We start from the raw sequence: 12822 nt of genomic DNA on the forward strand, positions 1-12822 counted from the left end.
GCAACGGCTATTCGATGGACAGTGTAGTCGGCGCGGGTGTTCCTCCGGGGTTGCCGGCGCAATGCAAAGCGCGGGGCCAGCTTGCCCCTGCAGTACCGCACAATCGAACGGTACTGCAAGAGGCAAGCTGGCCCCGCGCCGGGGCTTGCAGCAGGGCTTGATCAGCCGCGGTGACGACCGCGGAAGTAATTGATCAGGCCTTGGGTGGAGCCGTCTTCAGCGGCTTCTTCCTGAGCGCCGACCAGGCGTTGGTACACGCCTTTGCCGAGCTCTTTGCCCAGCTCGACGCCCCATTGGTCAAAGGCATTGATGCCCCAGATCACGCTCTGCACGAACACCTTGTGCTCATACATCGCCACCAGCGCGCCGAGGCGACGCGGGCTGATCCGCTCGACCACCAGCGTGTTGCTCGGGCGGTTGCCAGGGATGACTTTGTGCGGGGCCAGCTTGGCCACGTCGGCTTCGTTCAGGCCTTTGCCACGCAGCTCGGCCTCGGCTTCTTCGCGGGTCTTGCCGAGCATCAGTGCCTGGCTCTGCGACAGGCAGTTGGCGTACAGCCACTGGTGATGGTCGGCCACCGGGTTGAAGCTCACCACCGGCACGATAAAGTCGGCCGGGATCAGCTGGGTGCCTTGGTGCAGCAACTGGTGATAGGCGTGCTGGCCGTTACAGCCAACGCCGCCCCAGATCACCGGGCCGGTCGCGGTTGGCGCCGGGCTGCCATCCTGCAGCACGCTCTTGCCGTTGGACTCCATGTCCAGCTGCTGCAGGTGCTTGGTGATGTTGCGCAGGTAATGATCGTACGGCAGGATCGCGTGGCTGCGCGCATCCCAGAAGTTGCCGTACCAGACGCCAAGCAGGGCCAGCAGCACCGGCATGTTCTGCTCCAACGGCGCGGTCTGGAAGTGCTGGTCCATGGTGTAGGCGCCCGACAGCAGCTCCTTGAAGTTGGCCGTGCCGATGGCCAGCGCAATTGGCAAACCAATCGCCGACCACAGCGAGTAACGCCCGCCAACCCAGTCCCACATCGGGAAGATGTTTTCTTCGCGGATACCGAACGCGACGGCTGCGGCCTTGTTGCTCGACACCGCGATGAAGTGACGGTACAGCTCGGCTTCGGAGCCACCCTGGGCCAGGTACCAGGTGCGGGCGGCCATGGCGTTCTTCAGGGTTTCGAGGGTGTTGAACGACTTCGACGAAACGATGAACAGGGTCGTCTCGGCCGCAAGCTTGGCCGACAGTTCGTGGAATTCGCTGCCGTCGATATTGGCCAGGTAATGGCAGCGCACGCCGCGCTGGGCATACGGCAGCAAGGCTTCGGAAACCAACTCAGGGCCGAGGAACGAACCACCGATGCCGATGTTGACCACGTCGGTGATCGGTTTTTCGCTGTAGCCGCGCCACAGCCCGTCATGAATGCGACCGACCATCTCGGTGATCTGGTTGAGTACCTTGTGCACTTCGGGCATCACGTTGACGCCGTTGACGCTGAGTTTGTCGCCAACCGGGCGGCGCAGGGCGGTGTGCAGTACCGGGCGGCCTTCGGAGGCGTTGATGATCTCGCCGCTGAACATCGACTTGATGGCTGCTGCCAGGTCGACGTCGGTGGCCAGGTTGACCAGCAGCTTGCGGGTCTCATCGTTGATCAGGTTTTTCGAGTAATCGAGAAACAGCCCGCAGCTGCTCAGGGAGAACTGATCGAAGCGTTGCGGGTTGGCCGCGAAGGCATCGCGCATGCTGAAATCCTGCATGGCGTCGCGGTGTTGTTGCAGCGCCTGCCAGGCTGGCAGCCTCGTCACATCATGGGGGGTACGGTAATACGCCATTGCGAAGGGTTTCCTTGATGCATGATCTGGCCTTGGACAACTGGCAGTCGCTGGCAGTTGCAGGCAGTTGATCATTATAGGCATGGCTGGCGCGGGGGGAATGGGGTTAGGCGGGGAGAATTTGGGGCCGCGTGGCGGCCCCGGGTTGCAATCAGGCGGTGGGCTCGTCCAGATGCAGGTACAAGTTGTCGATCAGGCGTGTGGTGCCCAGGTACGCTGCGGCAATTACTACCACGTCGCGGTCATCGGCCATGGCCGGGCGCAGAGTCAGTGCGTGGCGCACTTCCAGATAGTCCGGGCGAAAGCCTGCCGCCAGCAGTTGGGCCTGACCGGCCACGATCAGCTCGGCAAAGTCGCGCTGGCCATGGCGGATGGCGTCGGCCATCACGCTCAGCTCGCGGTACAGCGCTGGCGCTGCAGCGCGTTGCTCGGGCGTCAGGTAGCCGTTGCGCGAGGACAGCGCCAGGCCATCGTCGGCGCGTACGGTCGGCTCGCCGATGATCTGGATCGGCATGTTCAGGTCGCGCACCATGGCGCGGATCACCGCCAGTTGCTGGTAGTCCTTTTCGCCGAACACGGCCAGGTCGGGCTGGACCATATTGAACAGCTTGCTGACGACCGTGGCCACGCCTTCGAAATGCCCCGGGCGGCTGGCGCCACACAGGCCTTCGGACAGTTGCGGCACGCTGACCCGGGTCTGCACTGTGGTGCCGTCGGGGTACATTTCATCCACGGTTGGCGCGAACAGCAAATGACAGCCTGCCTCGAGCAGGCGCTCCTGGTCAGCGGCAAGGGTGCGCGGGTAGCTGTCGAGGTCCTCGCCGGCGCCAAACTGCAGCGGGTTGACGAAGATGCTCGCCACGACGAAGTCGGCGCGCTGGGTGGCTTTGATCACCAGAGCGACGTGGCCGCTGTGCAGGTTGCCCATGGTCGGGACAAAGGCGATGCGCTTGCCTTCGCTGCGGGCGCGGGCCACGGCGGCGCGCAGTTCACGGACGCTCTTGACGGTATTCATGCGCTGAACCCGTGTTCTGCAGCCGGGAAGCTGACGTCTTTGACCGCCGCCACGTAAGCATTCAGGGCGCCTTGGATATCGGCCTGGCCGAGCATGAAGTTCTTGACGAACTTGGGCATGCGCCCGGTCAGCGACAGACCGAGCATGTCGTGCAGCACCAGCACCTGGCCGTCGGTGGCGTTACCGGCACCGATGCCGATCACCGGAATGGCCACGGCCTGGGTGATCTCCGCAGCCAGCTCGCTGGGCACGCATTCGAGCAGGAGCATGGCCGCCCCGGCTTGCTCCAGGGCAATCGCGTCGGCACGCATCTGCCGCGCCTGGGCTTCCTGACGACCCTGCACCTTGTAACCGCCCAGCACGTTGACCGTCTGCGGGGTCAGGCCCATGTGCGCGCACACCGGCACGCCGCGTTCGGCCAGCAGGCGAATGGTCTCGCTCAGCCAGGCCGCGCCTTCGAGCTTGATCATGTGCGCGCCGGCCTGCATCAGGCTCGCGCAGTTGGCGAAGGCCTGCTCAGGCGTGGCGTGGGCCATGAACGGCAGATCGGCGAGGATCAGTGCGCCGTCGTTGCCGCGTTTGACGCAGGCCGTGTGGTAGGCCATTTCTGCAGTGGTCACCGGCAGCGTGCTGTCATGCCCTTGCAGGACCATTCCCAGCGAGTCACCCACCAGCAACACGTCGACCCCGGCCTGGCTGGCAGCCTTGGCGAAGGTGGCGTCATAGCAGGTCAGCATGGCGATTTTCTCACCCTTGGCCTTGAGGCCATGCAGGGTGGTCAGGGTTACTTCAGGCATGTAGAAAGTCCTCGTTCAGGCGCTGTGCAATCGACCTGCGTACAAGCTTGCGCAGGTGCCATGCGGAGCGGCACATCATCGTTCGTGATGTTCAGACCCGCCCGGGCCCAAATAGGTTAAGTGTGGCGCGTCGAGGCCACGGGATGCCTATAGTCGTGAGCGAGGGGAGGGAAGTCAATCACCCTGTTACCGCATTGTTACGGCAAGGGTGTTACTGGCGTTACCGCCGTCAAGATCGCCCGAATTACAGGCGTTCGAGGCCGCTGAACGGGCAGGCGGCGAGCAATTGCGCAAGGCTGCGGCCATCGGCGAGGACGAAGTCGGCAGGCACCAGTTCAGCCAGCGGGTAGAGCACGAATGGGCGCGCGTGCATGTGGTAGTGCGGCACGGTCAGGCGCGGGCTGTCGAGCAGCTGTTGGCCAAATAGCAGCACATCCAGGTCGAGGGTGCGTGGGCCCCAACGTTCCTGGCGTACGCGCCCTTGATCGTTCTCGATTGCCTGCAGCGCATCGAGCAGTTGCAGCGGCTCGAGCGTGGTGTCGAGCGCGGCTACGGCATTGGTGTAGCGCGGCTGGCCGGGCAGCAGCGAGTCGCTGGCGTAGAAGCCGGAAACCGCTGCCAGGCGTGTGCCCTCGGCCTTGTCCAGGGCATCGAGGGCGCTGCGCAGTTGCTCGGCCGGTTCGGCCAGGTTGCTGCCCAGGCCGATGTACACGCGCACGCTCATGCTCAGTCGAACGCTTCGTCAGCGCTGCGCTTGCGCTTGGTGCCGCTGCGCTTGCGTTTGCGTGGCGCGGCGCCGCTGCCGTCATCACGGCTGCCCAGCTCGGCGATCATGGCCCGGCGTTCGCTGTCGTTGGCGTCCTGGTAGTCGGTCCACCACTGGCCCAGCTCTTCGGTTTCCTCGCCGGCGCTCTCGCGCAGCAGCAGGAAGTCGTAGCCAGCGCGGAAGCGCGGGTTGTCCAGGAGCATGTCGGCGCGTTTGCCGCTGCGCCGTGGCAGGCGTTCCTGCATGTCCCAGATCTCGCGGATCGGCAGGGTGAAGCGCTTGGGGATTGCAATGCGCTGGCACTGCTCGGCGATCAGGTCGTGGGCTGCCTGGTTCATTGCCGGGATCGGCGGTACGCCCTGGCTCTGCAGGTACAGCGCGCGGCCCGGCAGGGCCGGCCAGAGCATGGCCGCGAAGAGGAACGCCGGCGTTACCGGTTTGCCCTGCTTGACGCGCAGGTCGGTGTTCATCAAGGCGTTGCTGATCAGCGTATGGGTGTAGCTCGGGCGTTCTTCCAGGGCGTGGCTGCTGCCGGGGAACAACGGTTCAAATAGATGCAGGTCGACCAGCATTTCGAAGGCGATGGCGCCGTGGCCGGAGAGGAACAACTTGAGGCATTCCTCGAACAGCCGTGCTGGCGGGATATCGCGCAGCATCGGTGCCAGCTCGCGGATCGGCTGCACCGTGTGCTTTTCGATGCCGAAGTTGAGCTTGGCCGCAAAGCGCACCGCGCGCAGCATGCGCACCGGGTCTTCCTGGTAACGATGGACCGGGTCGCCAATCAGGCGCAGCAGGCGGTTACGCACATCGGGCATGCCGTTGGCGTAGTCGAGGATGCGCTCGCTGACCGGGTCGTAGTACAGCGCATTGACCGTGAAGTCGCGGCGCTGGGCGTCGTCTTCGAGGGTGCCGTAGACGTTGTCGCGCAGAATACGACCGCTGGCATTATGCGACGAACGGTGGCTGTCGCCCTCGTCTTCATCGCTGTGGTGGGCACGGAAAGTGGCCACTTCGATGATGTCACGGCCGAAATGCACGTGAACCAGCTTGAAGCGGCGGCCAATGATTCGCGCATTGCGAAACTCGGCACGGACCTGTTCAGGCGTGGCGCTGGTGGCGACATCGAAGTCTTTGGGCGTGATGCCCAGGAGCATGTCACGCACACAGCCGCCAACCAGGTAAGCCTGGTATCCGGCAGCCTGCAGGCGATCGACAATGCCCACCGCATGGCGGCTGAACTGGCTGCGCTGCAGCGAGTGCTGGCTCTTGTTGATCACTTCAGGCGTGGTGCGCCTGTGGTGTTGACCACTAACGGGAGGACGGAACGACTGGAACAACTTCTTCAGCATGGGATGCACTGTTTGAAGGAATGTTCGGCCAAGGGATAGAGAATGGCCGCATGATGGGCGGGGATTCTAGCATTTACTTCGGGGATGGTGTAGGCGGTATGCCACGGGTGCTTGCGCGGGAGGCGGAAACGACAAGGGGAGCCTAAGCTCCCCAAGAAGTCGTTGCGTGCTCTTATTGTTTTTCTGCTGGGCTTCTTGTTTTTGTTGAGTGCCCTGCCCACAAAGCGCGAAACTTGTGGGCGACCCCCAAACCGGGGGTAAAGAGCAAACGGATTGCTTTGGCCGCTGAGGTGATGCTGATCTGTCGATCCAACCAGTGTAGGCGCTGCTTTAGTGCAGTTTTTGTTGTTCTCTGCCTGGTCGTGGGGCAAGCCCCAAACACAACTCCTCTCCAAAAGAATCAGTTAGCTGCGCCTCCGCCGTCTTGTTTTTATTGTGCGTGAGCCGTTTCGTCTTGTTCTTATTCTGAGTTGCAATGCTTGTTATTGTTCTTGTACCAGACATATAGCAGGTGCCGTGCCAACTTTTGAAAACCCCGTAAATACGGGGGTTTGCCGGGTTTTGCTCAGGTCGAGAGCGGAGCAAATGTAGAAATTTCGTTACCGTACGCCTCGGTAGCTGTTACGGCAGGCGGGGATGGGTAACAGATTTTTGCAGGTGCGCTGGGGTGTTACCTGCACAAACGCAAACGGGGCAAGCCCTCTGCCACGGTAACCCCGTGGTAGACGGCTTGCCCCGTTATTGGGCGCCGATCAGTTGTCGCTGGTGGCGTTGCTCTTGCGCCGTGGGATGCCTAGGCGCTGGCGCCGCTCCCACAGGCATTTACGGCTGACGCCAAGCTTGCGCGCCAGTTCGGTCTCGGTCATGTGGTCCTGATGCTCGAGCACGAAGTGCTGGAAGTAGTCTTCCAGCGACAGGTCCTCGGTCGGCTCGTGGCTGGCGTTACCGGCGCTGACGCTGCCCAGGGCGGACATGCCGCCGAGCAGGTCATCGTCGTCCAGGTCACTCAGCTCGATGTCGATGCCCAGCAGCTCGGCGGAAATTTCCGGGCTCTCGCTGAGGATCACCGAGCGCTCGACCGCGTTTTCCAACTCGCGCACGTTACCCGGCCAGCTGTAATGACGAATCGCCTGCTCGGCCTCGCTGGAGAAGTGCAGGTCATCGCGACCGATGCGTGCGCTCTGGCGGGCGAGGAAGGCGCTGGCGATTTCGTTGACGTCACTGCCGCGCTCGCGCAAGGCCGGCAGCTTGAGGGCGATCACGTGCAGGCGGTAATAAAGGTCTTCGCGGAACTGGCCGACCTTGGCCAGGTTCTTCAGGTCACGGTGGGTCGCGGCAATCAGGCGCACGTCGACCTTTTGCGATTGCACCGCGCCAACCCGGCGGATTTCGCCTTCCTGCAGCACGCGCAACAGGCGCGCCTGGGCTTCGAGTGGCAGCTCGCCGATTTCATCGAGGAACAGCGTGCCGCCGTCAGCTGCTTCGACCAAGCCGGCACGGCCGGCGCTGGCGCCGGTGAACGCGCCTTTTTCGTGGCCGAACAGTTCCGACTCGATCAAGGTTTCAGGGATGGCTGCGCAGTTGACCGAAATCATCGGCGCCTTGGCCCGTCGCGACAGATTGTGCAGTGCGCGTGCGACCAGCTCTTTACCGGTACCCGACTCACCCTGGATCAATACATTGGAGTCGGTCGGTGCCACTTTGCGGATCTTGCTGTAGAGGTCCTGCATCGGCGCGCAGGTGCCAATGATGCCGATCTCGCCATTGGCAGCATTGTGGCTGCCCTTGTCGGCAACAGCCGGTTTGCCGTTGCTGCGCGGCTCGAGGCTGCTGGTGGCGGCTGCGGGGGCGTTCTGGCGATCACGCAGAATGCGCGCAACTGCCTGCAGCATCTCGTCGTGATCGAACGGCTTGGCGATGTAGTCCACCGCGCCCATTTTCATCGAGTCGACCGCCGAGCGCAGGCTGGCGTAGCTGGTCATGATCAGCACCGGGGTGCCCTGGCCAAGCTTGATCAGCTCGGTACCGGGGGCGCCAGGCAGGCGCAGGTCGCTGACGATCAGGTCAAATGTGGCAATGCTGAAGCGTTCCTGGGCTTCCTGCACCGAGCCCGCTTCGCTGACCTGGTACTGGTTGCGTTCAAGCAGACGACGCAAGGCCGAGCGGATGATGGTTTCGTCTTCGACGATCAGAATATGCGGCATTGATTCAATTCTCTCGACGGTCGCGAATTTCAGGGGACGTCGCTACGACATGCCGGGGCAGGGTCACGCGGATCCGGGTGCCACGCTGCCGTTCGATATCGGCGGGGCTGTCGATGGTGATTTGCCCATAATGCTCTTCCACGATGGAATAGACCAGTGCAAGCCCCAGTCCGGTTCCCTCGCCAGGGTCCTTGGTGGTGAAGAACGGTTCGAACAAGCGGTCCATGATGTTTTTCGGAATACCGCTGCCTTCGTCCTCGACCACCAGGTCGACGGTGTGCTCGCTGACTTCGCTACGCACGCGCACGGCACTGCCGGCGGGCGAGGCATCACGGGCGTTGGACAGCAGGTTGATGAGCACTTGGGCGAGGCGCTGCGGGTCACCCACGGCCCAGTGATCCGGGTCGCACAGGTTGAAGAACTGCACCTCGAAATTGCGCCGGTTGAGGGCCAGCAGGCCGATCGCGTCCTGGGCGACTTCAGCCAGGCATACCGGCTCTTCGTTGTTCTGATGGCTGCCGCCGGCATGGGCGAAGCTCATCAATGACTGGACGATGCGCGAGACGCGTTTGGTCTGCTCGATGATCTGGCTGGACAGCTCGGTGATTTCGCCATCGTCCTCACGCTCTTCGCGCAGGTTCTGCGCCAGGCAGGCGATGCCGGTGATCGGGTTGCCGATCTCGTGGGCGACCCCGGCGGCGAGGCGGCCAATACTGGCCAGGCGCTCGGAATGCACCAGCTTGTCTTCCAGCGCTTGCGTATCGGTGAGGTCCTCGACCAGCAGTACCAGGCCGCTGTTGCCCGGTGCCAAAGGCTCGTCGATGGCGGCTTTGTGCAGGTTGAGCCAGCGGGTCTGGCCGTCGAGGCCCAGGCGCTGCTTGTGCAGGTGCTCGTCGGGCAGGTCGATAAAGCCCTGCAGCAGCCCGCGCCAGGGCTCGGCGATGGTGACCAGGCGCGAGCCGACCACGTGCTTGGCGGCAATCCCGGTCAGCTCTTCCATGGCCTTGTTCCACATCAGGATCTCTTGATCCTTGGCCAGCGAGCAGACACCCATGGGCAGCTCCTGCAAGGTCTGGCGGTGGTAACGGCGCAGCGCATCGAGTTCGGCGGCCAGGCCGGTCAGGCGCGAGTGGTAATCCTCAAGCCGGCTTTCGATGAAGTGGATATCTTCGGTTACGTAATTTTCGTTGCCGGATTTGTACGGCAAGAAGGTTTCGACCATGTCCTGGGCAACGCTTGGGCCCATCAGGCCGGACAGGTTGGCCTCGATGCGATCGCGCAGACGGCGCAGGGCGTAGGGGCGACGTTCGTCGAACGGCAGGTACAAATCGCGCAGGGCTTGCTCGACTTCTTTTTGCGCGGCCTTGGCGCCCAGCGGTTTGGCCAGCTGGGTGGCGAACTCCTGCGGCGAAGCGGCGTGCAGTTCACGCCGCTGTGGCCGGCGCACGTTGTCGACTGCACAGGCTTCAGCGGCGCTGACTTCTTCACTGCTGGCGTTGGTGAACAGCGAGATCAGGGTAAACAGCAGGACGTTGGCGGCCAGCGACGCAATCGCCGCCATGTGCCAGCTGGTGTCGTCGAGCACATAGATCATGTCCAGCAGCGGAATATAGAAGCCCTGCAGGTTGCCCAGCAGCGGCAACAGCATGGTCACCATCCATACCAGCATGCCTGCCAGCAGACCGGCGATGAAGCCACGGCGGTTGGCGGTCGGCCAGTACAGCACCGAAAGCACGCCGGGGAGGAACTGCAAGGTGGCGACAAAGGCAACGATGCCGAGGTTGGCCAGACTCTGGTGGTTATTCTGGGTCAGATAGAAGACGAAGCCGGCGGTGATGATGGCGACGATCAGCGCGCGCCGGGTCCACTTCAGCCAGCGATAGATATTGCCTTCGGCCGGTGGCTGATACAGCGGTAGTACCAGGTGGTTGAGGGCCATGCCCGACAGCGCCAGGGTGGTGACGATGATCAGCCCGCTGGAAGCCGACAAACCGCCGACGTAAGCCAGCAGTGCCAGTGCTTCATTATTGGCGGCAATGCCCAGGCCTAGAGTGAAATACTCGGGGTTGGTGCTCGCGCCCAGGCGCAGCCCTGCCCACAGGATCAGCGGCACGGCCAGGCTCATCAGCAGCAGGAACAACGGCAGGCCCCAGCTGGCGCTGACCAGCGCGCGCGGGCTGAGGTTTTCGGTAAAGGCCATGTGGTACATGTGCGGCATGACGATCGCCGAGGCGAAGAACACCAGCAGCAACGTGCGCCACGGGCCTTCCTGCAGTGGCGTGTGCAGCGCGGCGAGGGCGGTCTGGTTTTGCAGCAGCCACACCTCCAGGCCGTGTGGGCCGCCGAACACACCATACAGCGCATACAGGCCGACCCCGCCCAGGGCGATCAGCTTGATCACCGACTCGAAGGCGATGGCGAACACCAGCCCTTCGTGTTTCTCGCGGGTGGCGATATGGCGCGAGCCGAAGAAGATGGTGAACAGGGTGATCAGCGCACAAAAGGCGAACGCGACCCGGGCCTTGACCGGTTCGCCGGTGAGGATGTTGATCGAGTCGGCCACCGCCTGGATCTGCAGGGCCAGCAGCGGCAGCACACCAATCAACATAAAGATGGTGGTCAACGCGCCGGCCCAGGTGCTGCGAAAGCGAAACGCGAGCAGGTCGGCCAGGGATGACAACTGGTAAGTGCGGGTGATCTTCAGGATCGGATACAGCAGCACCGGCGCCAGCAGAAACGCCCCCGACACGCCCAGGTAACAGGCAAGAAAGCCGTAGCCATACTGATAGGCCAGGCCGACCGAGCCATAGAAGGCCCAGGCGCTGGCATAGACGCCCAGCGACAAGGTATAGGTCAGCGGGTGACGAATGACCGAACGCGGGATCAGTCCGCGCTCGCTGATCCAGGCCACGCCGAACAGTACCAGCAGGTACCCGGCGCTGATCAGGATCATCTGGGTCAGGCTAAAGCTCATCGGCATCTCGTTGGCTCTGCAGGATGAAGGTGACGACGATCAGGATCAGCCACAGCAGGTACGGGCGGTACCAGGCGCCGGTGGGCTCGATCCACCAGTCCATGATGGCCGGCGAGAACAGGTAGATCCCGACCACCAGCAGCAGGACCAAGCGATAGATGTACATGCGGGCCTCGATGAGTGGGCGCTGCGGATTTGCACTTATTATTGGCGCAAATCGGCGCCAACGGCCGGGCCGATGCTAGCGGGATTCTACGGCTGTGGGCAAGAAATTGAATTTGCTCGATTTTTACCGCGCGCCAAGGGCTGCAGCGAGCCCACGGCGCGGGACCGGCAACTAGCGCAGATCAGCCTCGGCCAGGGTCAGCTGGCGGGCGATGGCCTCAGGGCGCCAACGCTGGCGCGCGATCTCCAGTACCTCAGCCGGGCTGGCCTGCTCAAGCGCAGGCTCGCTCGCTTGGCCCAGTGCACGCAGCGCGCGCAGGAGGAGAGGGGTGGCCTGCTCAGGTGCCAGCGGTGGCGAGCGGTACGATTTACCCAGCTTGTGCCCGTCGGGCTGGATCAGCAACGGGATGTGCAGGTAGCGCGGCTGGGAAAACCCCAGTAGTTCTTGCAGGTACAGCTGACGCGGGGTGTTGTCGAGTAAGTCGGCGCCGCGCACGATATCGGTAACACCTTGCCAGGCATCGTCCAGCACCACCGCCAGCTGGTAGGCGTACAAACCATCGCGGCGTTGAATGATGAAGTCGCCGACTTCGCGGCCCAGGTGCTGGGCGAACGGCCCTTGCACACGGTCATCGAAGCGATAGCTCAGCTCCGGCACGCGCAAGCGGATCGCCGCGCCCTCGCGGGCGTGACCGGCGTTGCGGCAAGTGCCAGGGTAGATGCCGTTGCTGCCCTCCAGTTGCTTGCGCGAGCAGGTGCAGGCGTAAGCCAGCCCCTGACGGAACAGGTGCTCGACCACGTCGGCATAGGCAGCATGGCGCTGGCTCTGGTACACCACCTGGCCGTCCCAGTGCAGGCCGTAGCCTTCGAGGGTGCGCAGGATTGCATCGCGGGCGCCGGGCATCTCGCGCGGCGGGTCGGTGTCTTCCATGCGCAGCAGCCAGCGGCCATTGACGGCGCGGGCGTCCAGCCACGAGGCCAGGGCGGCCACCAGCGAGCCGAAGTGCAGGAAACCACTGGGGGTAGGGGCGAAGCGCCCGACGTAGGGGGAGGCAGTCATGGTTTACGTCATCTTCACAATGAAAAACGGGGCGCCTGAGCGCCCCGTTCGATGAAAAGCACGATCAGGCTTTGCCGACCTGCTTTTCTTTCTTCTCTGCCACTTCCTTGCAATCGAAGCACAGGTCGGCGGTAGGGCGAGCTTCCAGACGGCGCAGGCCGATCTCGATGCCACAGGCTTCGCACCAGCCGTATTCCTCGTCGACAATCAATTGCAGGGTCTTGTCGATCTTCTTGATCAGCTTGCGCTCGCGATCGCGGGCGCGCAGTTCAAGGGCGAACTCTTCTTCTTGCGAGGCACGGTCCGCTGGGTCGGCGAAGTTGGCCGCCTCTTCTTTCATATGGTCAACGGTCTTGTCGACGCCGATCATCAACTCCTGCTTCCAGGCACTCAGGATCTTGGTGAAGTGCTTGCGCATGGGTTCACCCATGTACTCTTCACCCTTGCTCTCCTGGTAGGGCTCAACCCCATAAAGGTTCTGACTGGCTTTTTGCTTTTCTAGGGTGGACATGAATAGACCGCCTCTCACTCATCTGATCCAATGCGCAGGATGCTCCATCTCCGGCGACCGCCGGCCCTGCGACTGCGAGCCGCCGAACTTACCAGATAGATCGGGGGTGCGCTACCCCGGCCGATCTCACTGTTGACAGCGGCCCGCGCTACGCG

Annotated in this window: 10 protein-coding genes; all 10 read right to left on the bottom strand. The window is 63.1% G+C overall.

The window, feature by feature from the left end; genetic code table 11:
* Window positions 1–161: 161 nt before the first annotated feature.
* Entirely contained in the window at window positions 162–1826 is a 1665-nt protein-coding gene (pgi, locus tag HU736_RS18955) for a glucose-6-phosphate isomerase (RefSeq protein WP_186701267.1), read from the bottom strand.
* A gap of 151 nt (window positions 1827–1977) precedes the next feature.
* Window positions 1978–2841 (bottom strand): pantoate--beta-alanine ligase, encoded by an 864-nt coding sequence (gene panC / locus HU736_RS18960; RefSeq protein ID WP_186701266.1) that lies wholly within the window; start codon window positions 2839–2841, stop codon window positions 1978–1980.
* Window positions 2838–3638 (bottom strand): 3-methyl-2-oxobutanoate hydroxymethyltransferase, encoded by an 801-nt coding sequence (panB, locus tag HU736_RS18965; RefSeq protein WP_186701265.1) that lies wholly within the window; start codon window positions 3636–3638, stop codon window positions 2838–2840. The genes panC and panB overlap by 4 nt, the downstream gene beginning before the upstream one ends.
* A 244-nt stretch (window positions 3639–3882) precedes the next feature.
* The gene (folK, locus tag HU736_RS18970; RefSeq protein WP_103438596.1) at window positions 3883–4362 is read right to left on the bottom strand and encodes a 2-amino-4-hydroxy-6-hydroxymethyldihydropteridine diphosphokinase; all 480 of its coding nucleotides are present in this window, start codon (window positions 4360–4362) and stop codon (window positions 3883–3885) included.
* Between the two features lie 2 nt (window positions 4363–4364).
* On the bottom strand, window positions 4365–5753 hold the full coding sequence (locus tag HU736_RS18975; RefSeq protein ID WP_103438595.1) for a polynucleotide adenylyltransferase PcnB: 1389 nt from the start codon (window positions 5751–5753) through the stop codon (window positions 4365–4367).
* 752 nt (window positions 5754–6505) lie between these two features.
* On the bottom strand, window positions 6506–7957 hold the full coding sequence (locus HU736_RS18980) for a sigma-54-dependent transcriptional regulator (RefSeq protein ID WP_103438594.1): 1452 nt from the start codon (window positions 7955–7957) through the stop codon (window positions 6506–6508).
* A 4-nt stretch (window positions 7958–7961) separates the two neighbouring features.
* A complete protein-coding gene (locus HU736_RS18985; protein ID WP_181108647.1) occupies window positions 7962–10937 on the bottom strand; it encodes a sensor histidine kinase in 2976 nt (991 codons plus the stop codon).
* A complete protein-coding gene (locus HU736_RS18990; protein ID WP_003250005.1) occupies window positions 10921–11097 on the bottom strand; it encodes a hypothetical protein in 177 nt (58 codons plus the stop codon). Before HU736_RS18990 ends, HU736_RS18985 begins: the two co-directional genes overlap by 17 nt.
* Window positions 11098–11268: 171 nt before the next feature.
* A complete protein-coding gene (gene gluQRS, locus HU736_RS18995; protein WP_103438592.1) occupies window positions 11269–12156 on the bottom strand; it encodes a tRNA glutamyl-Q(34) synthetase GluQRS in 888 nt (295 codons plus the stop codon).
* Between the two features lie 64 nt (window positions 12157–12220).
* Window positions 12221–12667, bottom strand: a complete 447-nt coding sequence (gene dksA / locus HU736_RS19000) for an RNA polymerase-binding protein DksA (RefSeq protein WP_101322139.1) — start codon at window positions 12665–12667, stop codon at window positions 12221–12223.
* Window positions 12668–12822: the final 155 nt, after the last annotated feature.

This window comes from Pseudomonas shirazensis (genome assembly GCF_014268785.2).
GTDB lineage: Bacteria > Pseudomonadota > Gammaproteobacteria > Pseudomonadales > Pseudomonadaceae > Aquipseudomonas > Aquipseudomonas shirazensis.

Bases quoted from the DNA above. Each gene is read 5' to 3' on its own strand.
- pgi (WP_186701267.1), bottom strand. From the start codon at position 1,826: ATGGCGTATTACCGTACCCCCCATGATGTGACGAGGCTGCCAGCCTGG.
- panC (WP_186701266.1), bottom strand. From the start codon at position 2,841: ATGAATACCGTCAAGAGCGTCCGTGAACTGCGCGCCGCCGTGGCCCGC.
- panB (WP_186701265.1), bottom strand. From the start codon at position 3,638: ATGCCTGAAGTAACCCTGACCACCCTGCATGGCCTCAAGGCCAAGGGT.
- folK (WP_103438596.1), bottom strand. From the start codon at position 4,362: ATGAGCGTGCGCGTGTACATCGGCCTGGGCAGCAACCTGGCCGAACCG.
- HU736_RS18975 (WP_103438595.1), bottom strand. From the start codon at position 5,753: ATGCTGAAGAAGTTGTTCCAGTCGTTCCGTCCTCCCGTTAGTGGTCAA.
- HU736_RS18980 (WP_103438594.1), bottom strand. From the start codon at position 7,957: ATGCCGCATATTCTGATCGTCGAAGACGAAACCATCATCCGCTCGGCC.
- HU736_RS18985 (WP_181108647.1), bottom strand. From the start codon at position 10,937: ATGCCGATGAGCTTTAGCCTGACCCAGATGATCCTGATCAGCGCCGGG.
- HU736_RS18990 (WP_003250005.1), bottom strand. From the start codon at position 11,097: ATGTACATCTATCGCTTGGTCCTGCTGCTGGTGGTCGGGATCTACCTG.
- gluQRS (WP_103438592.1), bottom strand. From the start codon at position 12,156: ATGACTGCCTCCCCCTACGTCGGGCGCTTCGCCCCTACCCCCAGTGGT.
- dksA (WP_101322139.1), bottom strand. From the start codon at position 12,667: ATGTCCACCCTAGAAAAGCAAAAAGCCAGTCAGAACCTTTATGGGGTT.